General features: G+C 37.8%; 13 protein-coding genes and 2 pseudogenes. 5 read left to right on the forward strand and 10 right to left on the reverse strand.

All coding sequences use genetic code 11. The features are described 5' to 3' along the window. Positions 1-24: 24 nt before the first annotated feature. From ACE1OF_RS04335 to ACE1OF_RS04375, 9 genes are all read right to left on the reverse strand, one after another. Entirely contained in the window at positions 25-1101 is a 1077-nt protein-coding gene (locus tag ACE1OF_RS04335) for a fibrinogen-like YCDxxxxGGGW domain-containing protein (protein WP_448893018.1), read from the reverse strand. Positions 1102-1385: 284 nt separating this feature from the next. Then, entirely contained in the window at positions 1386-3326 is a 1941-nt protein-coding gene (locus ACE1OF_RS04340; protein WP_448893019.1) for an Ig-like domain-containing protein, read from the reverse strand. Between the two features lie 49 nt (positions 3327-3375). Then, entirely contained in the window at positions 3376-4320 is a 945-nt protein-coding gene (locus tag ACE1OF_RS04345) for a fibrinogen-like YCDxxxxGGGW domain-containing protein (protein ID WP_448893020.1), read from the reverse strand. Positions 4321-4382: 62 nt separating this feature from the next. Further along, positions 4383-4712: a hypothetical protein gene (locus ACE1OF_RS04350; protein WP_448893021.1), complete on the reverse strand. Its 330-nt coding sequence runs from the start codon at positions 4710-4712 to the stop codon at positions 4383-4385. Positions 4713-4855: 143 nt separating this feature from the next. Then, positions 4856-6952 (reverse strand): hypothetical protein, encoded by a 2097-nt coding sequence (locus ACE1OF_RS04355; RefSeq protein WP_448893022.1) that lies wholly within the window; start codon positions 6950-6952, stop codon positions 4856-4858. A gap of 50 nt (positions 6953-7002) precedes the next feature. Then, entirely contained in the window at positions 7003-7977 is a 975-nt protein-coding gene (locus ACE1OF_RS04360; protein WP_448893023.1) for a fibrinogen-like YCDxxxxGGGW domain-containing protein, read from the reverse strand. A 54-nt stretch (positions 7978-8031) separates the two neighbouring features. Beyond that, entirely contained in the window at positions 8032-8361 is a 330-nt protein-coding gene (locus tag ACE1OF_RS04365; RefSeq protein WP_448893024.1) for a hypothetical protein, read from the reverse strand. A gap of 139 nt (positions 8362-8500) precedes the next feature. Next, complete coding sequence (locus ACE1OF_RS04370; RefSeq protein WP_448893025.1) at positions 8501-11248, reverse strand: hypothetical protein; 2748 nt, start codon at positions 11246-11248, stop codon at positions 8501-8503. Between the two features lie 2 nt (positions 11249-11250). Beyond that, the gene (locus ACE1OF_RS04375) at positions 11251-15759 is read right to left on the reverse strand and encodes a hypothetical protein (RefSeq protein WP_448893026.1); all 4509 of its coding nucleotides are present in this window, start codon (positions 15757-15759) and stop codon (positions 11251-11253) included. 361 nt (positions 15760-16120) lie between these two features. On the opposite strand from ACE1OF_RS04375, the gene ACE1OF_RS04380 reads away from it, so the two are divergent. The 5 genes and pseudogenes from ACE1OF_RS04380 (at position 16121) to ACE1OF_RS04400 (ending at position 19791) form a co-directional block, all read left to right on the forward strand. After that, positions 16121-16708: an exonuclease domain-containing protein gene (locus tag ACE1OF_RS04380; RefSeq protein WP_448893027.1), complete on the forward strand. Its 588-nt coding sequence runs from the start codon at positions 16121-16123 to the stop codon at positions 16706-16708. Positions 16709-17049: 341 nt separating this feature from the next. Next, entirely contained in the window at positions 17050-17325 is a 276-nt protein-coding gene (locus ACE1OF_RS04385; RefSeq protein ID WP_448893028.1) for an HU family DNA-binding protein, read from the forward strand. A 184-nt stretch (positions 17326-17509) separates the two neighbouring features. Beyond that, a pseudogene (locus ACE1OF_RS04390) lies at positions 17510-18106 on the forward strand (tyrosine-type recombinase/integrase). Positions 18107-18448: 342 nt separating this feature from the next. Continuing rightward, positions 18449-18973: pseudogene (locus ACE1OF_RS04395) on the forward strand (DNA-3-methyladenine glycosylase I); the annotation flags it as partial. Between the two features lie 23 nt (positions 18974-18996). Further along, positions 18997-19791, forward strand: coding sequence for a class I SAM-dependent methyltransferase (locus ACE1OF_RS04400; RefSeq protein ID WP_448893124.1), 795 nt, complete (start codon positions 18997-18999; stop codon positions 19789-19791). 156 nt (positions 19792-19947) lie between these two features. On the opposite strand, the gene ACE1OF_RS04405 is transcribed toward ACE1OF_RS04400, so the two are convergent. Continuing rightward, positions 19948-22080: a TonB-dependent siderophore receptor gene (locus ACE1OF_RS04405; RefSeq protein ID WP_448893029.1), complete on the reverse strand. Its 2133-nt coding sequence runs from the start codon at positions 22078-22080 to the stop codon at positions 19948-19950. Between the last annotated feature and the right edge of the window lie 75 nt (positions 22081-22155).

Below are 22155 nucleotides of genomic sequence, written 5' to 3' on the forward strand. Positions count from 1 at the left end.
ATGGCTAACAGCAATAAATAAGAGTTACTTAACCCAAACATTAAACGAGGTAGATGGAACACTATTAGACATAGTCTCTTCTAAGACTGAATATCCGCTGACGTTAAATGCCCCATGCCCACCTTGGCCAGTTATCCAAGAAGTGATATTCACACCCGACCAGCTACTAGCCGTTGCTAGCGTGCTTATGAAAGCACTACCAGAGCCATTGTAATTACTGCATGAATTATTTTGGCTGAATTTTCTTGCGTCACTTAAACCACCTGTTTTAAACCTAACCGTTCTACACTCATAGTTAATAGGTCTGCTATTCAATGAAAATTGAAATTCACCGCGTTCATGAGTATCCCCTGTTCCATAGCGCCAGTCCATGTTTGGATATGAGGTATGGCAGTCGCTTGACAAGTTGCTATTAACCTCGTGTCGATAAACACAAGTCGGCTTAAAATAACGGATTTTTTGCTGAGATGATTCATCTAATACAACTTTGTAGGCAACATTAACCAAGGTATTTATTAAATCATCGGAAAGTTTAAAGGTAGCGCCTTGATCAGTATTGCTACTTTCCATATTTAGAGCACCTGTGGTGTTCCAATTATCAATATCATCTTGTGCACCACGCATGACCAATGTCCAACCGCCATCAAGAACATCCATATGACAAAATACATCTAACTGCCCTGTGCCTGGTTGTATAGTATAAATACCGTCTTGTGCACTAGGGATGTTTTGTAAAATTTCATCGCATGAAGCATAGATACTGCTATTAACTGGAGCGTTATTTTGTGTGCCAAAAGACAAATTTAATGGTGATTCAAATGCCGTTATATCACATGTGTTTTTCGTTTCAACGGTCACATTGATCTTCGCTGCAACTGCAGTCATCAACATAGGGTACATGGCTCGTCCCATACCCTCACTAAGCGATATTGCCCAAGTGTCATTATTTTCAGCAGTAACACAACTGGGTATTAAGTGAGTTTTCGAGTTAACTACAGAAAAGTATAAAATGTCATTTTCTACTTTTAAAAAACTTACTTGTCCTGCATAACTATTGAAAGTACATAGCAAAATTAGAGCTAGGCTCGATATTTTATTCATGTTTAAATCGCCATTAATTAATATATAAAGGTTTGAATTTTTCTGTCTATTCGCATGACATAATTTATCTTATGTCATAGTCGATAATTTATAAGGGGATAAAGAATTGCGCGTGCCTAATGATGCCGCGAAGATATTCGCTGCTATGAGTATGTTTAGAACTACTTTCATCCTTGTCCCTGTATTAATAACTTAACTTGTCCTATGAAAACCTGATTTAGGGCTTAGCCTTCAATATATTCGAGGCTAAACTATCAAAAAATCACTGTTGTCTTACATGAAGTTTAATTCTTAACCGTTCCCAGTAATTCTGTTTTTATAGTGATGATGGAGCCGGTACTTGACCAGTTTTTTAGTTGAAACTCATCACTTTCTTTTCTAATTTCGCAATTTTCACCATAACAACTTTTGATGTAAAATCTATTCAATCTCTCATCAGCTGTCATTAATGGATAAGTAAAGCTTGGAGCACTTAAGTGTCTATATATTCTTGGATACCACTCTCCAATACCATCAGTTTTTTGCATTAGATGGTTTGAAGTAGCACCATTGTTTTCGCCATTCCAAGATACTTGAAAGTTATTTCCTTCCAGCAACCTAATTTCAGTTACTACGGGACGAGGAATGGCATCAGCATTTCGTCTAAATGAAATAGATTTAATGGTTTGTTTGCCATAATCGTCTATTGCAGTAACATCAATATAAATACGCCCTGTATGACTATTGTTTAACATATTTGCAAGGTCAAATTGGTAAAGGTTATCCGTCACTGGGTTGAATTCATCCTTAATCCTCGGAGCTACATTATCGCCCTGTACTTTGATTATGACTTTCTTTACAGCGCTATCGTCGGTAATCTCCGCTGAAATAATGATTGGCTCTATCAATGAATAAGTATTTAAATCACGTGGACTGTTTATTGTAATTTCCGGAGCTGACCCGCCCGTATCAGATGTTCGCCAAGATAAAACGTAAGGCTCGCTACTTATTGAACCTTCTAGCTGATTATTATTGCTCGATGCTTTTACCTGAGCATATATAGTCCCTGCTTTAGGAAAAATACCAAGCGAAGATATAGAAAAGTTACGCTTTAAGTCTGCTGTGTTAGCAAAAGATGTGCTAATTAATGAATCATCTACGCTACTAAGGTAAAATATTTCCACTTTATAGGTATCAGCCAACGGTACAGCTTGCCACTCAACAGTAAAATATGTGTCATTAGCACTACTATACGAGAAATCAGTAATGACAGGAGTAGCAAGTTGGCGCCGCAGCTGTCCAATCACTTTAGCCGAGTACAACGGTTCCCCATCAACAATAGGCATGAGATAAAAGGTGACTTGACCATTTTGTGCATCTTCAGGCAACGACACATGAAAAGATTCGGCTTCTGCTCCTAAAGCTAACTCCACTTCATGACGCTGCCCATCAAACGTTTGGTAAGAATATTGCAATAGATAACCATCTTTTAACTCAGGTACTTGCCAATTCAAATAGAAATTCAAGTTTGTGCTTTGAGGTAAGCCATTACCATTTTCAGGATTATCTAAATAAATAACATCGGTTGCTGCGGCCTGTATGCTAGTTGTTACGGCTTCTGAAAATTGACCACAACCAGATTCGTTACATGCCTGCACTCGATATGTTCTTTCGCCAGGTGTAGAAAAGAATTGCGCTATATCCTGAGCGCCTACTATTTCAATGACTGATTGACCGTTTTCTGTAATCTCTAACTGGTAATGTTCAATATAGCCTTCTGCTGCCGACCAATTTAGCTGGTAGGCAACAGCTTCATAGTTGGTACTGTTTAGGTTAATATTCGGCTGTCCTACTGGTGTTTTTAATGGCGCTATTGATATGGTTTGATAACTAGTATCGTCACTACATCCCGAACTATTACACGCCCTGACTTTGTATGTATACTCACCTTCTATATTACTAGTAATAAATGAAGTTGCAGCGCCCACATAAACAGCTTCAGCATGTTGATTAACTAATTGATAACTTGTTGCTCCGTCAACGCCACACCAAGATATTTGAAACTCTTCCTGATATTCTGCAAATGTTGGAACATTCAAACAATTTGACATCGGTATAGAGGGTAACTGACCCTTAGTGATAAAGTCAGATACAGGCATTAACCAACCAATGCTAGCATGTACGTACGATGTACAAGCTAACAGAAGCATGCATGAAAATCGAAAAATGGAGAGTAGCTTAATCATCACAATAACCCGATTATTTGCTGAAAGTAAGAATTATTATCAAAGATAGTTATCGAACCCAAAGATTAAAAGAAGCACTAATATCAGGGCTAGATTTTTGAGACCCGTCACCCAAAGCATATTCAGTGCTTGAATCTAAACCAACCTGCCAACCGATGACGCTATTAAGACTTGTATTAATAAAGTAAGTATTGGTACCAGATAGCTTTGAGTGCCCTACTACCCCCCCGAAGCTAGAATGTGTCCAAGGATATAATGCAGGATTTTGAAAGTCTGCCGTTTCATAAGAAACAATGCAATCTCCACCTGCTGATGCATTATGCCTGTATGTGCATGTCGGCTTAAAATATCGTGTCATGTTATTGTGTGTTACTCGGTAACCGTGACTATTCAATAAATTAATAAAGGTGTCTGAATACTTAAAAGTGGTGCCATCAGGTAGGTTTTTATCCAATACATTGTACTCTGTAGTATGACTATGCCAATTAAGTGGAACATCACCTTCTTGACCATGCATCACAAGCATCCAACCTCCGTCCCATTCCATGTCACAATAGGCGTTAATAGTACCAGCGGTGCCTGGACGAATAGCATATAAACCATCTTGTGCAGTTGGATTATTTTGTACAATTTCATCACAAGACTTATACAATCCAGCACTTGTCGGCAAAGCGTCGTCTGTACCAAGAGCAATTTCTATTGGTGATTCAAATCCCGTAACGTCGCAACTATTTTTAGAGTTTATGGTCACCAAGGAATTTGCTGCAACCGCCGTTACCAACATAGAATACATCGCGCGGCCATTTAAATTTCCCATGGGGATAGCCCATTTTTGTTGGTTTTCAGTTGCAACACAGTCGGGAATTGCATGAATTTTCGCTGAAGTTGTTGAAAAATAGACAACTTCATCTTTTACACTTAAATAACTAATTTTCGAGCTAGCAAAAGATTGGCTAGTTACTGCAATTAAAAGCAAAGTTAATAATTTTTTCATTGTTATTTCTCTATTCAAAATAGTCTGCATTATTTTAGGGATATCAATTACAAAAAAGCTGTTCAGCCAATGTTTATCGCTTCAGGTTTTTCAATGGTCGTGGTATTAGTACAAGCATTTGCTGACTCTACCGAAATACTTAAGTTACTGGCATAAGCGGTGGTTAGCAGAGTGAGTTTTTGGTCAGCGTCTTTTTCAGCCAATTCAAACACCCACAGTTGACTATTTTCGGTAGCTACACAAGATGGGAGGCTATGCTCTTTGGCTTGCTCAAGCATGAAATAGACAAAGTCATTTTTTACACTGAGGTATTTGACTTTTGAAGAGGCGTTCGCGCTTATTGATGCAGAAAATATCGTTGCTGCAATGAGTACATTTTTCACTACTTTCATCCTTTTTCCTTGTAATTTTTCAGTATCCAGTAAAGGTTATCTAATAACCCTCAATTACTTGGGCGATAATTTATCAACTTGGTTGTCTCTACGCAAGAAAATAATAATTCATTTGAAAACAGATAGTTTTAGGTAACGAAAGTTTATTTAATTGGCGTACCAAGCAATTCTGTTCGAATAGAAAATCCTTTTGGCTGAACTGTTGGAACGAGTAAAAAAAACTCGCTTCTTCTTACTTCACATGCTGCACTACTTGTACAGTGATTAGCTTGAACGCTGTGGCAATCAGTACCAAAACACGTTTCAATATAATAAAGCTCTTCATTGTTACTACTTGGTGTTACGGAAAATTTCTCGGGCTCTATATTATAGTCAACTATACTAACTAAATTTTCATTAATTTTTTTATAAAGGCGTTTAACGTCGGCGTGTTGATAGCCAGTCCATTCAATCAAATATTCGCTGTTATTTTCGGCTGCTGTAATATTACTTATTACAGGGGTGTTATAACTACCCACTTCGCGAGTAAATGTAATTAACTTGGTTATGTTGTTTCCACTTGTGTTAACTACATTAATGAATAAGTTATAATTGCCCGTTTTGGCGGTGCTATTACTTTCAAATAATGGCTCAAAGCTTTGAAAATAATTAAAACTTGAGTCCATAATTTTGTAAGAAAAATCAATTTTTGGCCCTTGCAAGGTATATTCAATAAAATCTATACCAAGCCCATTCTCATTACTATTACAAGTGCCACTAACTCCTTTATCACAAGCGAAAACATTGGCAATTATGATGTCGTCAAGTGAAAAGACTGTAGAAGGTAAAGGTGTTATAACATCCAACACTAACTGGTTACTCCCTTCTCGCCAAGCAAGGGTTTTTGTTTCTGTTAAATTAGACATTATTTGTAATTGCACTGCACTAGGGTAACTATCTGGCCGCATTGCTTGCCCCTCAACATGCACAGCCCCCGCAATTGGCGTTACACCATTTTTATCTGCTAATGAATTGAGGTTAAATTCAGTAACAAATTCACCATTTTCTTCAGTTGGTAACGGATAGTTTGGCGACGATTGGTCAGCATCATAATACAAAACTCCTCTGTACCTTTGTTCATTGCCGTTTTTTAAAGCTGAATAACTAACAAAAATTTGATAACGGCTTGCTTGGTCAATTTTTTTGAATTTTACTTTGAAATAATGATCACAGTTTCCTGTGGTATCACATTTTCCCGTCATATTAGAAAAATGACTGATGCTAGGTCTTGCAAGCTGTCGCTTAATTAATCCATTAACTTTAAGTGAATTTACAGCATTATTTTGCCGATAAGGGATAAGATAAAAACTGACCAAACCGTTGCGTACATCTTTTGGCAATACAATTCGCTGAGAAAAAGCATTTCCCGGTAAATTATTAATGGAGTGTTCGAGCCACTCTTCGGTATCTAGGTCGCTATAACCATAAATTATATCGTAACGGTCAATGTTGACCTGTTGCTGCCATTGCAAATCAAATACACCGTCAATGCTGGCGTAACCTCCCTCCCACGGCACTAAATTCGTTATTTCAAGACCTTGTTCTATAGCTGATTTCACCTGATAAGATATAGGTTCTGAATATTCACCACATACCTGTTCTATACATGCACGAATACGGTAACTATCACTAGAAGTGGCATTACTCATTTCATAGTTTGTCGCTACAACAATGATAGTTTCAGTGCCACTATCGTTGTTGTGTTCAATTTCGTAATGAGTCGCATTAGATGTTGCACCCCAAGTTAACAAATAATTTGCTTTTTCAAAAATTGTTGTTGGTTTTATGATGCCTATTAGTTTACTGGGTGGCTCAGGTGGAGATATTTTGATAGTAAAAGTATCTGAATATATTGAACAGCCACTTTTAAAGCAGACTCTTAACCAGAGCTGATGAAGACCTTGTTGCAAGTGATTTGTACTATAAGACAAATTGTCATGGGTAATATCTACAGTCGATTCTGCTAAGCCTACTAATTGATATTTAATAGCCCCCTCAACAGCACACCAACTAATGGTAACGGTAGCACCAAAGTGTGAATCAGATGGCACATTTATACATTGTGGCGGCTTTGTTAAATCAATTTTATTAGTGGTAATAAAGTCTGATACAGGTACTTGCCACACAGTTGAAGCCTTAACTGAGAATGGCACGATATATATCAGGCAGTAGCAGACAAAACTCGCTAATAACTTGCTCATATTAAATCTCTAGGTTGAAGGAGCTTTATAAATCAAGAATTAAACTTCAACTAACGTACCCACAAATTAAACGAACCTTCATAATCTGCACCATTTCGCCAAGAGGTACCATTTGCATATGTTCCTCTCCGCAATGTTCTGTCTGCTACAATCCAGCCATAAGTTTGATGGTTAGTTATTATATTAAAGGATTCATTACCATTATCTTGTACATCTTTCAGACCTAAGTAATATCTATTTGAGCTCGATTTGGGGATATATGTATCATTATAAGGCCATCGATTTACAAATTCTTCAGATTCATATGAAACTGCGCATTCATAACCACTCGAATAGTCGGTTTTTCCTAAATGGTTGTATGCACATGTGGGTTTAAAGAAAATGCTTAAACCGTTGTGATTCACCCGATAAGACTCTGTCTTTAAGTAATTAATTAAGTCATCACTAAACTTAAATGTGTTTCCTGAGGGGGAGTTATCATTTGCCACATTAATTGAAGCAGTTGACGTAGACCAGTTAGACGGAATATCGCCTTCTTTACCCCGCATAACCAAAGTCCAGCCACCGCTAAACTCCATATCACAATAGACGGTGATTATCCCTGGTGTGCCGGGCTGTATAGTATAATGGCCGTCTTGCGCTGCAGGGTTGTTAATGAGTATTTCATTGCATGATTTATAATAACCAGCGCCAACAGGCAAATTACCTTCTTGACCAAAGCTAAGTTCACTAGGCGCTTCAACGCCAATTATTTCGCAAGTGTTTGCTGGTTTAACGGTAAGTATGCTTTTACTAGCAATTGCAGTAACTAGCATTGAATATTTAGCCCTTCCAATATTATCGTCTAACGAAAATGCCCACATATTGGCGTCTTCTCCTGCTCCACAACTAGGAACCGTATGTTGCTTTGCATTGGTAGTAGAAAAATATACCGCATCATTTTTTACACTTAAATAACTAATGTTGGAATCGGCAAAACTGCTGACAGCAAAAGCGGTTAACAACAAAGGAAGTACTTTTATCATGATAAATCTCTTGGTATTTAAATTCGGTTAATATAAGGGAGTATATAATGGCAGTTAACCAATATTTATAGCGTCAGGCTTTTCAATAGTCGTGGTATTGGTGCAAGTATTGGCCGTTTGCACGGAAATACTTAAGTTACTGGCATAAGCGGTGGTTAACAGGGTAAGTTTTTGGTCGGCATCTTTTTCTGCTAACTCAAATGCCCAGAGTTGGCTATTTTCTGTTGCAACACAAGAAGGTAAGATATGCTCTTTGGCTTGCTCAAGCATAAAATAGACAAAATCATTTTTTACACTGAGGTATTTTATTTTTGAAGACGCGTTCGCGCTGAACGATGCAACAAGTATTGTTGCTGCAATGAGTACACTTTTAACTACTTTCATCCCTGTTCCCTGTAAATACAACCATAACATGTCCCATAAAGGTCTGATTGTAGCCTTCAAAATATGCGCTCGTAAAATAACAATTAATAAATGTATTTGCAATTTTTATATCTAGTTAAAATATAAAGACATTTGTATTTTACTTAGTCACGGCCGTTCCTAATAGTTCTGTTTTAAGTGTTAAGATATTTTCATCAACGAAGGGATTTAGAGTGAAATTTTGACTGCTTTTACATGTACCAGAATAACAGGCATAAATATAATAATAAGAAAAAGGGTGCCTAGCGACGACTCTTGTATAACCGTTGGTTATTGCATTAGTTACCGCATATCGTTCACCTTGGTCATTAACACCCACAATCATAGTTCTGTTGGCATAATTGGTACCATTCCAGGTAATGCCATACATGGCATTACCTAAATTTTCTACGCTAATTACCTGGGGTGGTAATACATCGGTCGCAGAAAGACTAAATTGATACTTTTGTTGCGACGATTTACCATAGTTATCAAAAACGTCAATTGTTAACAAATAAGAGCTGATTGTTTGACCATTAAAATACTCGGAAAAATCATGACTAAAAACATGACTGATACCATAACCAGCTGGATCAGAAAAATTTATTGCTGGCACGTTAACATTAAGCCCAGATATCTTAAATATAGCTTTGGCAATACCGCCATCATCAGAGGCCAATACTGACACATTAACCGGTTCCCCTAGCGTCATTTTAGTTTTCGTGGGATTTTGTAACTCTAGCATTGGCGGATAACCACCAACATCTGGTGTCCGCCATAACACTTCCCTAGCGATACCACGATTTGACTCAGTTATTGCTTGATGACGTTTTTTTGCCACCACTTCAATAAAAACAATGCCTTCAATGGCTTTGTTTTGTGAGAGGTTAAGTAAATTAAATTCTTTTTGGGTTTCTGTGATCATTGAAATAGTGGAAGACTGTTTACTACCATTAACAAAATACACTACCTGTAAATCATAAAAATCAGCTAATGGAGATGGCATCCAACTGGCAGTAAATTGGGTATCGTTATTTAGGGAATAAGACAAATTGGTGATTTCTGGGGCTTCCAAATAGCGTTTTAGCTCACCAGTAACTTTATGCTGTTGCGAACTGCCATCGTTAAAAAACATGGTTAAATAAAAAGTAATAAAACCATTAGCGGTATTTTCGGGCACGTTAATGGCAAAACCTTGTTGATCTACCACTATATCTTGAGTACTCGTTTGTGGTTGCAGGTCAAAATCGTTATAGCTGTAACTTAGTTGATATCGGTTGGCTTGGTAGTCTTTAAATAAGGAGAAGTCGAATAGAGTGGAATTACTTTGCGGCCATACTCTTCCGGTAGGAATATTATGGTTTAATCCCAATTCACCTGACACAACGTTTGATTCCCCCCAGACAATTAGCGGCTCCGATGTCTGTCCATCACATTGCGTGTTACAAGATTTAAGCACGAACTGATATTCGCCGGAGCTAAGCAAATATAGTGTCTGTTTGCCTAAGCTTGAATTTATCGCGATTTCGGTTTCCAAACCATCTGGAGTACGCTGAATTAAAATGTAATGGTTAGTATCTATGGGTGGATTCCAAGTTAAAACAAGCTCACCAGTTGAGACAGTATGAGATTTTACTTGTAAGGCTGGCCAGTCTTTTGACAAATCAAATTTAAACGATTGCACGGTTTCGGGGTTTGAATGAATATTGCCCATTAATATGCCAATGCTGGAAATGTTAATATTGCCGCCCCAGTTATATACTCGCATGCCCTCGCCCTGAATATTGCCAATATGTATGTAGTTTCCTAATACGCTTTTTTTATAGTGCGAGGCTAAACCTCTGCCGCCAAGCACTATATTATTATTAGCAATATCAATTGAAGAGCCTACCCAATGGCTTAGTTGATTATCCTTTAAAATGGCAACTTCATGCCAGTTTAGTAAATTGTCTTGCTGGAAAACATAGGCGGCGCCAGATGTGATGCTTTGACTGATGTCAGATCTCTCACTATTAGCACCGACAACTACGGTACCGCCGTCAATACCAACACTCCAACCAAACGTTGATGCGTCGAAACCCTTACTGGCTTTTAACGTTGTTTGATAATGCCATTGTCCTTGTTGATTTTTATTAAAAATCAACGCACCTCCAACACTCCCCTTGCCTAATTGGTAACTATCAGCGTAATCACCAACAACAAGATTATTGCCAGAAATGGCAACGCTGACCCCAAAGGCATAACCTCCATTAGGTGTTTTTAATATTTGGCTTTCAGCCCATTCAGACCCGTCAAATTCGTATAAGTAAACAGAACGACCATAGTTACCACTATAACCACCTACCACAATAGTGGTGTTTGACATAGCCATTGTACGACCAAAATTATTACCGCTACGACTGATTACCCCCTCACTCGGCACAATTTTTTGAATTTCAAGCCATTGCTCGTTTGGTTGCTTTTTAAAGATATAAATAGCGCCTATATAATCATTACCAAAGTGGGGCTTTCTATTGGCCGCAACAACCGCAACATCACCATTTATGGCAACAGAACTACCAAAACTGTCACCCGCTAAGCCATCACTGGCCACTAGCTTAGCTTGTTCAATGTATTGTCCTGAAGGCAATTGCTTATAAATATAAGCAGCACCCGCCCTAGCTCCGTCAGCATTAAGCCCTGCATTGGCACCTATGATAGCGTAATCACCAAAACTATCATTATCAATACCAAAGTTACTGCTGCTGTCGGCGTCACTTGCTGTAACTTTTTCCCATAAATGTACTTCATAGGCCTTAGCGGGCAATGCGATAAGCATAGAAACTAACAATAAAGTACTAGCTAATAATGATTTTATTTTTAATGACATGTTTATTGACCTGATGGGGGAGCAACTGTTCCCAATAAATCTGTTTTGATGCTAAGTATCGATTTTTTTTCGTAAACGTCAGAAGTGAAATGGGAACATTTTTCAACCTCTTGGTTTGATACCGAATCCTTTATTAAGTAACAAACTGCTACCCCAAAATTAATACTCTTTGTTGTTGGCAAAGTGAAAGTATATTGGCTTCTATCATTTATGTAGGCCTGAGTGTTTTGGTTGTAATAAATTCGGTAGCGGTTAAATTGTGGCGAACCTGTTAAATCCTGCCACGTCGCTGTTGCAGTGCCATCGTTATTATCTACTATTGTCAAGTTGTTCGGCGCTGCAATTAAGTCGTTGTCAGCCCTCATCGTATAATAGGCGCTTTGAACAGTAGTTCCGCTATTACTGCTGGCAATAATGCGGTAGTTATAGAGGGTATGCCCTAGCTCAGCTAGGTCGAAACTAAGTGAAGCTTCGGTAGCTGAACTTTGAGTGATTCCCAAGCCTATTTCTCTGGTAATAGTGTCAGAATATAATATTAGCCTTGCTTTTTTTATTCCTTTAGGGTGCGAAATAGTTGCGTTGATAGTTCCAGGATTCATTGGGTTTACATATCGATATCCACAATTCATTTCACCGCTAGGGCAACCTGGTGGTGGCGCAGTAAAAACCAGCTCAGGTGCTACTATCTCACCTGCTAGATATGATATTGGCACATAATCATCTGATTTTCGGCCAAAACCAGCCGATGAGCTTAAACGATGCGCCTCACTAGTTAGCCTTAAATGGTCGCCATTAGTTGCGTCAAAAACCCCGCTAACACTCCAAACAAAGCTATCGGAATCTGTTTTTTCAATGAGATGAAGATAATCAGTATAATAACTGTCCGCCGTAAGGCGATATTTATAACTTTCATCGGTATATGGCTTAACCCAGATTTTAAACCAATCTGGTGTTTTCATTGATTTATCCGGTGCATCAACAAAATACATTTGTGGCCCCAGCGGTAGTTTAATCTGGTAAGTTTTTGGCGGCGAGTAACAACCAATATCATTTCGACATAAGAGTAACCGAACAGCCGCTGCATCAACTCCTTCACTGTGTTTAATAAAACTAAAAAGGCGAAGTGTATTTATCGTGTTGATATCATCAAATGCTGATTGGTCAATTGATAGCTCTTGCCAACCATCTACGATAGGTTGGTCAAATAAAGTTTCATCTTCAGTATAAAAATAACGCACATAATCGTTTTCGCCATTTAAATCATATTGAAAATCGCCTTTAAAGGCTTTAGATGAGCTAGTTGTAACAGGGTGAGCGGTAAAAGAATTGCCACCTAATAAAATAGTCAACTCTTCAAAAGTAGTATCTCCACCAGTTACCGTCGTTAGTTTGAACTTCTCACTAACATCAGCATTTTCCAATGTAATACGACAAGCGTTATCAGTACCTGTACAAATAGGTACTTCCACACAAATGTATATTGTATCGCATTCCAATTGACTCGCTTCTTGCCAAACACCACCGACTTCATGCTCTAACTTAGTTAACCCTTCCCAAACACCATTGACCTCATGCTCTATCTTAAAGTTTGCATTTAAAACTTCCGGCCATCTCATGTCAATGACCCAGTTGGTGTCAGTACTGTTACGCCAATCGAGTTTATACTCCCATTTATTAACGTTTGCATCCTGTAATAACTTATCAACAGGTGTCTCTATTTGTCGAGGTTCAACATCAACTGATGTCTCAGCAATGGTTTGTGTAAAGTCGCTACCTTCCCATGTGTAACTAGCAACTAGTTTAGCCTCAATAGCTCCCGTTTCATTGATATCAAACCACAAACCTTCAGAAAATCCCGATGCATAAGTACTAAAATCACTTGATGGATCCCTACTCGCGGTTTCGAAGTTATTATTTAGTGAATAGGTTTGCCAATCAAATGTTTGAGTATTGGTTATATATCGATAATGTAATTTAACATCACACCGTTGTGGACAATAGTAATCCATCGGTTTGATTGGGCTAATGGTAGGGTTTTTATTTGTGCCCCACTTAGCCTGTGCATAAATTCCATTATGCATTATCCCTTTTCGATTTAATGGCGTTATTGTTAATTCAGGGGGTTCAGCCTCTTTAATAATAGAGAATTGAGCAATACCCCAAGGAGAGACTTGTACTGGAGTTATCTGAACGCTTCCAGCATTGCCGATATAGATTTCATAGTCCACATATTCAGGCCCAGGTGTATATGAATCTGGGTAAGGGTATTTAATAACACTACCGCGAGTAGTAGATGTAACTTCAATTTTAGGGGTTTTATGAAGAGAAGGTAGTAGCGCTTTAAATCTTACAATACCATCACTTGCAAAGGTTTCTGATAGTTTGAATTCTGGCCTTATAGTATAAAACTGACTTTGGCTAGACAATTCAACATCTTTTGCTCCACCAATTCTGTCGGCAATGAGCTTTGCATGTAAAACAGGGCCAGTATCATCTTCCTTATCTACAATATATGGACTTCTGGGTTTTAAATCGGTCAAATCTACATCAAAGGTGAAATTACTTAATTCTTCTACAGGAATCAAAATGCTATTTTGAACGCTACCTTGAGAATAGGCTTTATGTTGATACTCTAACCTGAAATTTTCATATTTCTCGACTATACTCGCTTGACCTATCTGAATATTAATTGGCGCATAAAAGGTATCTTGTTTTAAGGGATTTAAGGTGATTACGTTAAGCTTATGCAGACTGACCTCCTCCATAAGCACTTGATTTTGCCATGCTCCATCAATGAAGGCATCGCCTGTTAGCTGCCAATCGATGGCACTTGCGGGCGCTACAGCTGAAGTATCAACGGTAATAGTACAAGATTGACCTTGCGAGCACTGATACTGCGCTAAATCGACAGTAGTCTTAACACCGTTTACCGTATAGCTAAATGCTAAATTTTGTTTTTCTCCTGCAAGTAACTCACTGGGAATATTAAGTGTAATTGTTTCAGTTTGATATTTCCCAGTGTTAACTGGGACAGAATACGTAACAGGTAGCGGAATAAATTCGCTAAATTTAGCGTTGATAACGCTCAGGGTAAAATTATCAGAGATACCGGCACTTGTAGTCGCGGCAACGACAATATATTTCCCTGGCACTAAGTCGAGTTTAATACTGCCATAATTTTGCCCTGTACTCGGTGTTGCAGGTATTATTTCGCCTTGCTCATTAAGTAAATACAGATAAGGTTCGCTATTATTGTCTGAATTAATAAGAATTTCATAACGACCAGCCTCTTCAATGGTTAACGTTACCGGCTTATTGCCTTTGTCTTGATAGCTTTTCCCACCAGAAGAGATCCAACTCCCTTGGTACGTTTCAGGAGTAAGCCCTGACAGCATTCCGCCATAGGTTGATAGCGTGAAATTTCCATTCTCGTTATGGCTGGTGGTTGAGGCAACAACATTATACATTCCAGCTTGAACGGAAGCTTGAATACGGGTGATATTACTTGAACCTCCACCTTCTGCAACTATCCCACCATTTTGATTTATTAAATACAGGTAACCATTATGAATAATTCCTGTGCTGTCCATTTGAATGTCAACAATGCCATTTTTATATACTTCAAGCTTGTAGCGAGGGTTGTATCCAAAGGTTATATTATTTCCAGTCGTTTTATCCCACTCCCCATCTAGGGTTGATGTTGTTTTGGGGGTCATCGGGCTCGACAAATCGTAAGTTGTTATGGTGAAAGAGCCTATACTGCCGGAGTCTTTTGTGACCGAAAGCACTAAGGTGTAATCTCCTGCCTGTAAGTCTGCTGAAAAACGTACAGGCGATGAGCTACTTGATGACATATCAGTTCCCTGAAGTTCATTTATCACAAGCCCTTGAGAATCTAATAAATAAAGATAAAAACTCTGTTGATAAGCACCGGATGTAAAATTTCCTGATATATCAAATGTAATATTTTTGGCTTCGTTAAGATTAAAAGGGTAATGAGGATTATTGATAGAATGAACATCTTTAGCTACAGCTCTTACTGGAAGTGCCCAACCACCTTCTGTCGTCGATGCTATTTTGGCGGTCATCGGGCTCGACAAATCGTAAGTTGTTATGGTGAAAGAGCCTATACCGTAAGACTTAATAGTTGAAACTACTAACGTATATGAACCAATGTCTAATTGATGAGATAAACTCAGAAATGATTTACTTCCTTGCTTTTCTTTTAAGACTTCTCCATCAGAATTTAATAAGTATACATAAAGCCCTTGCTGGTATGTGTTTGAAGTAAAGTTTGATGATATTTCAAACAACACTGTTTTAGCTTCGGTGACACTAAACTGAAAATGAGGGTTTTTGGTTGAGTGAATATCCTTTTCAACAGATGACTCCCAATTGCCTAGTATGCTACTTGCATAAGCGAACGTGAGCGTCGAAAAAATAAATGAAGATAATACTAAAACAAGACTTAATATTTTTACGAAATTGATATTACAATGGCGTGAGGCCATATCCTTATTCCTATCCAAAAAATAACATCAAAAAACGTTAATTTTGTCATAAGTTGACAAAGTGAACTGCGCAGTCTATCGCTGCTTTTTAACGTTGTAAATAATAACTTAACGTGGAGTTGGCAAATAACAAATTTCATCTCCCTCCCAAAAAAGAACATCATCAATCATTCTCACTTTATCAACTTCACTCCTAAGATATACTTTCTGCCCTAACTTCAATGTATAAGGAGTTAGTAATATAACGAGATAAGATTTTTGCCATACAAATCCTAACAATAATTCTCTAAATAGGGTTATTATGGGAGTTCAGGAGCGAGATTACTTAATGAAATAGCCCTTAAACTAAAAGAAATATAAAATGAAAAGTAACAATGATATTCCTAATGGTTTAATAGACACTTCAACTTTTGATTATTATGTCATTGTAGACTTAGAGTCAACGTGTTGTGATAAAGGAACAATCCCTACAAATGAAGGTGAAATCATTGAAATTGGTGCTGTTGTCGCCAAAGGTAAGAGCCTATCATACCTAGCCTCCTTTACAACCTTTGTAAAACCAATAAGGATAACGACGTTAACACCCTTTTGTACTGAATTGACGAGCATTACACAACAAGATGTCGACAGTGCCCCTAAGTTTTCTGTTGCCGCATCAACGTTTGAACAGTGGCTATCAAAATATCCCAATCATCTCTTTTGTTCTTGGGGAAATTACGATAAAAATCATTTAAACTCTGAAAGTCTTCAGTATAAGATACCTTGTCCTATTCAAGCGCCCCATATTAATTTAAAAAGATATTTAGCGCGATATCAAAAAGTAAAACGAATGGGGTTACAAAATGCGTTGTTACATTACAATATCCCTTTTGATGGCGTATGCCATCGAGGTGTTGACGATGCGAAAAATGCCCTTAAATTATTGCCTTATTGTTTAGGTCGACAATAAATTTGAGCTGTAAAATCCTGCACACGAGATTTATATTCAAAGTATAACTACCTGCTTTTATCAACCTCACCTTTAGTCACAGTACAATTACATTGGCGCAATGTCTCCAAAGTGTTAAAAGTTAGCTTGTTGATATGGGCTCCCACAGTTAGCAATGAGCTTGCAATGGACCTTAGCTAGATATTTCCTTTTTCACTAAGTAATCATAAATTCTATGCAGCAATGTGCCCCTTTCCGAGTTAGCCCTAGGCATCTACGACGACTAAGAAAGACAATTTATATTGCTCTCTCCATTGTTATTTTTTAGTATGTTCGTAACAACAATAAAAGGAATAACAATAATGAACAAAAGCGAATTGATAGCTAAAATAGCTGAAGGCGCAGATATTTCAAAAGCTTCGGCTGCTCGTGCGTTAGATAGTCTAATTGGCTCTGTAACAACTGAATTAGCAAATGGCGGTGAAGTAGCCTTGGTAGGTTTTGGTACTTATAAAGTCAATGACCGTGCTGCTCGTACTGGTCGCAATCCTCAAACAGGTGCAGAAATACAAATAGCTGCAGCGAAAGTGCCCGCATTTAAAGCCGGAAAGGCATTAAAAGATGCGGTTAACGTATAGAAAATTTTGATTTTCAAATTAGCCGCTGTTAATGCGGCTTTTCATTTTTACTTTAATAATTTTGATTACTCCAGCTCCCAGTTTCCTATATCAACTATAGATTCACCTTTAATTTACAACGAGCTTTTATATACCCCACCTTTTCAACTTAACTAATAATTCCACACACCAATAGGAGTTGATCATGACAGCTTGGAACAAAGGTAAACGAGTTGGTCAGAAAAAAGCGTTTAAACTTGAAGAGATTTGGCGCATTCGAATAAGATTAGAAATTGAAAATAAGTTAGAACAACTCGCTTTATTTAATTTAGCTATAGATAGTAAACTTAGATCGTGTGATTTAATAAGCTTAAAAGTTCGATATATTTCATCAGCCTCATTAATTCAATCTCGTGCGATGATTGAGCAACAAAAAACTCACAAAGAAGTTCAATTTGAAATAACACCAAAGACTCAACAGTGCTTGAACTAGTGGGTATATTTAAAAAAACTATCGCCCTCTGACTTCTTATTTCCTAGTCCAAGAAAACTAGGGCAACATATTTGTTATCACTATTATGCTAATATCGTCAAAGGTTGGGTTTCCATCTTAGGCTTAGATATCACCCAATATGGAACGCACTCCCTTAGACGAACAAAAGCATCCTTAATCTATGCAAAGACAAAGAATTTAAGAGCCATACAGTTATTGCTTGGGCATTCAAAACTGCAAAGTACAATTGAATATTTGGGTGTTGAAATAGAAGATGCTTTATCTATTTCAGAAAATACTGAAACTTAGTGTTTATCGGAAATATCTCAAAACCTGAGGAGCAGTCGTCCCAGACTCAAAACCAAGATAGAAAGTATGAAGTTGTGGCCAATATTACTGAGACACAACAGATAATTAATTTTTAATAACTTGGTGTTCAAAGCAAATATTATTATTGGCAAAATTGAATGTTATCCTGTGCGATTGTACAATTAGGATAATATGGACATATATGTACAATTTTTACATATTTAGTCCATAAAAAATTACTTACTTTATGGACACCTTGAATTCATGCCATTCTCTTATTTCACTTACAAATTAATACATTATCTGTGTTCGTATTTTAATTCCTTATGGGTGGTTACACGTGTGGTGGAAAATAAATGGCCTGATTTTGAAGAAAGTTTTTTCAATTTTAATATTGAAAAAATACTGATGATGCCAGAAGAAATGCTAGAACAAAAAGCAGCAGATCCTAAAATTATTCGTAATTACAGCAAAGTAAAAACCATTCAAGCCAATGCGCAAATGATATTTAACCATCACATTGAACATAAAGCATCGTTTGCTCAATTTATTGCCGACTGGCCAAGTAGTGATATTATTGGCTTATGGACTTACCTAAAAAAGCATGGGAAACGCTTAGGAGGCAATACTGGCCCTTACGCTTTGCGCTTGTTAGGCAAGGATACTTTTATTTTAAGTTCAGACGTTGAAGGCTACCTTAGAGCGCAAAAAGTCATTGATGGTGGCTTACAAAGCAAAAAAAGTTTAACCGCCATTCAAGCCTATTTTAATCAACTTCAACAAGAGTCAGGGTACAGCCTTACCCAACTCAGCCGATTAATCGCTTTTGCCAGTGGTGATAACTATGTTCATGTTGAACAAGCATAATGAATGACTCACACCCTAAAAATATTGCTGTTGCTTATTGTGATGCTATTGACAGTGATCGTTGCAAGCTTATTGCGAAAAAATGGCATTTAAACTACCTAGGTGACTCAGCCGCAGCAACTAAACAAACACAACTTAATTTTTTATTACAGCTTAATAACCACATATTAGAACTGCTAAAACTAGATGAACCTAAACTGGGTGGCATTAACGTTGATTTTGTTGAAGGCGCTGTAGCTCACCGCAGAAAATTTGGCGGTGGCCGAGGTCAAGACATTGCCAAAGCCATAGGTCTTAAACACGGTTTTACCCCACATGTTTTAGATGCAACCGCAGGTTTAGGCCGCGATGCCTTTGTATTAGCTAGTTTAGGGTGCCAAGTGACTTTAATGGAACGCATGCCCATTGTCGCAGCCCTACTTGATGATGGACTTGAACGAGCCAAACTTAATCGCGACGTTGGTGATATAGCCAACCGTATGAAATTAGTGCATGCATCCTCTATAGACAACATGAATTTAGCCCAACAGGTCGACGTTGTTTATTTAGACCCCATGTATCCACACCGAGAAAAATCTGCGGCAGTGAAAAAAGAAATGCGCGTATTTCAATCTTTAGTGGGTGAAGATTTAGATGCCGATGATTTATTAGCCCCTGCATTGGCATTAGCAAAGTATCGTGTGGTAGTTAAACGCCCTAGTTATGCGCCACCATTAAGCTGTACATCACAACCGAATAAAAAACCAAGTACCTCTATCAAAATGAAAAAAAATAGGTTTGATGTGTATGTAAATCAAGCAATCCCTAAAGCTTTTTAACATAGTGAACAATGGCATATAATCATCTAACTAATAGCGCATTCCCTAACTAACTTCATCTTAAAATTGCATCACTTTTTTTAGTGAAGCAACTTATAACATTGAATGGATTACAACCCCTAACAAGAAGCAAATAGCCAATTTTAAACACAAAAATTACCAATTATACTTAACGCTAACCTCAGTATTACTTGGTTCGCCAAAATACCCCTGATTATAAAAATCAATGCTTGAATAGTATTTTTCATCAAACACATTATTTACATTAGCAGTCAATTCCCAATCGCGAGCAAACTGATAGCTAGCCATCAAGTTCACTACTGCATAACTATCTTGAGTAAAGATTTCTCCATTTGGTCCTGCACTAGGATTAGTCATTTTACTTTGCCAATTAGCATTAACGCCTAATTTTAATGAAGTTGACACCTTGTAAAGTACGCTAGCCTTCAGCATGCTTTTAGGTAAGTAAGTAGCATAATCTGAACCATCAGCATCTTCAGCTTTATTGTGTGTGTAACTAAAGAAAATGTTCAACTGCTCGGTTGGCTTACCATTGAACTCTACTTCGTAGCCTTTACTTTTGGCACCTTTTACCCCAATAGAAGGAAAAATAGTCGTACCTGGTAGAGGATCAGTATTATTAGGATCTGCTATCGCTAAATTATCTTCTTTAACTTCATAAATAGCAATACTTGCACTCAGCGCTTCGTTAAAGAAGTCACCTTTAATACCCAACTCAATATTAGAACCTTCTACAGGCCCAATCTGCTCACTATTTACATCACGAGCATCCTGTGGCTGGAAGATTTCAGTATAACTTGTGTATGCTGATATAATATCAGTTATGCCATAAATCACACCAACATAAGGCGTATTAACATTATTATTTTCATATTTACTGCTAGACCAAGGAGCTATCGATTCTGTATCATAATTAGTAATGCGGTTACCTAAAATAGTAGTTAAATTGTCTGTCAGGTTTAACTTAGCCGCAATATAAACGCCCTCTTGTGTATGAGTGTCGGTTGTGGAATATCGTGGAGTATTATCAAAATTTGGCTTTGCCACACCATTACCCCAATCATACAGGCTAGGAACAATTAGAGTATCATTGGTACCATATGAAGAAGCGTCTACATCTTGCTTAGCATAGAGCGCGCCCGCCGTTAACTGGTGTTCTCTACCAAATAACTCAAATGGCCCAGAGGCAAGCACACGAAAAGAGGTTTGTTCGCGGTCAGAAACATAATGATTCGGTGACGTACCAAGCCCTTCACCAGTTGCTTTATCTAAATATCCAGAAAAATACAACAGGTATCCATCCATTTCTCCTTCACGGTGTTCAAGGTCAACTTTTATATCCCAACCATTATCAAAAGCATGTTCCAGTTGCAAAAATGCATTAGTACTCTTACGCGCCCAGCTATTCCATGATGAAGCCGTAGTCGTACTCACAGATAAATCATCGGTCTGACTACCATCAGAATAAAATAACGGTAATGCACCCCACATACTTCCTTTAGGATTACGCTCACTATAATCCGCACCTACCGTCAAACGGGTATCCATTGTTAAATCAGCCGTAACAACAGCGTATAATTGAGAGTTATCTTGTTCTGACAAATTTACATAGCTATCGCCCTGTTCGTGTGCTATTGCTACAATACCTTTTACATCACCACTTTCACTCAACGTTTGCGAATAGTCGCCTTCTAAACGAAAGTTACTCCACGAACCAAGGCTTACTTTAGCATAGCCACCATCGTCTATTCTTGGTCGTTTTCGAATAAGGTTAATAGCTGCAGAAGGTTCACCCGCTCCTGTTAACAAACCCGTTGCTCCACGAACTACCTCCACTCGTTCAAAAATAATTGAGTCCGCCAGAGCCTCACTAAAAAAACTATTATAGGAAATTGGCACGCCATCAAATTGAAAGTTTGTTACATTACGACCCCGGGCACGAAAAAAGAAACGATCAGTTTCTGCCTGTTGCGCCTGAATCCCTGGTGCAAATTGCATAACATCTGCTACAGTATCAAGCGCAAAGCTATCCATAAATGTTCTATCAATAACCGAAATAGATTGTGGCGTTTCACGTAAAGTTAAAGGAAGACCAGTGGCTGTTGTTGCCCGATCTAAAGGACTTCCCATCACCTCTATTCGTTCAAATATTTTATCTTTTGTTGCTTTCTCTTTATTTTCTACATCATCAGCCTGAGCAAAAGTAACCAACGGAAGTACAGCCGAACCAATAACCAAACTAACAAGCTTTTTAGTAACGATATTCATTATTCATCCAATATTTAGTATTGTGTTTTATTTGCTATGTATGATAATGATAACAATTCTTATTATCAAGTGATT

It is taken from the genome of Colwellia sp. E150_009 (genome assembly GCF_053543955.1).

Bases quoted from the DNA above. Each gene is read 5' to 3' on its own strand.
- ACE1OF_RS04380 (WP_448893027.1), top strand. From the start codon at position 16,121: ATGAAAAGTAACAATGATATTCCTAATGGTTTAATAGACACTTCAACT.
- ACE1OF_RS04405 (WP_448893029.1), bottom strand. From the start codon at position 22,080: ATGAATATCGTTACTAAAAAGCTTGTTAGTTTGGTTATTGGTTCGGCT.
- ACE1OF_RS04365 (WP_448893024.1), bottom strand. From the start codon at position 8,361: ATGAAAGTAGTTAAAAGTGTACTCATTGCAGCAACAATACTTGTTGCA.
- ACE1OF_RS04370 (WP_448893025.1), bottom strand. From the start codon at position 11,248: ATGTCATTAAAAATAAAATCATTATTAGCTAGTACTTTATTGTTAGTT.
- ACE1OF_RS04335 (WP_448893018.1), bottom strand. From the start codon at position 1,101: ATGAATAAAATATCGAGCCTAGCTCTAATTTTGCTATGTACTTTCAAT.
- ACE1OF_RS04350 (WP_448893021.1), bottom strand. From the start codon at position 4,712: ATGAAAGTAGTGAAAAATGTACTCATTGCAGCAACGATATTTTCTGCA.
- ACE1OF_RS04375 (WP_448893026.1), bottom strand. From the start codon at position 15,759: ATGGCCTCACGCCATTGTAATATCAATTTCGTAAAAATATTAAGTCTT.
- ACE1OF_RS04355 (WP_448893022.1), bottom strand. From the start codon at position 6,952: ATGAGCAAGTTATTAGCGAGTTTTGTCTGCTACTGCCTGATATATATC.
- ACE1OF_RS04385 (WP_448893028.1), top strand. From the start codon at position 17,050: ATGAACAAAAGCGAATTGATAGCTAAAATAGCTGAAGGCGCAGATATT.
- ACE1OF_RS04345 (WP_448893020.1), bottom strand. From the start codon at position 4,320: ATGAAAAAATTATTAACTTTGCTTTTAATTGCAGTAACTAGCCAATCT.
- ACE1OF_RS04360 (WP_448893023.1), bottom strand. From the start codon at position 7,977: ATGATAAAAGTACTTCCTTTGTTGTTAACCGCTTTTGCTGTCAGCAGT.
- ACE1OF_RS04340 (WP_448893019.1), bottom strand. From the start codon at position 3,326: ATGATTAAGCTACTCTCCATTTTTCGATTTTCATGCATGCTTCTGTTA.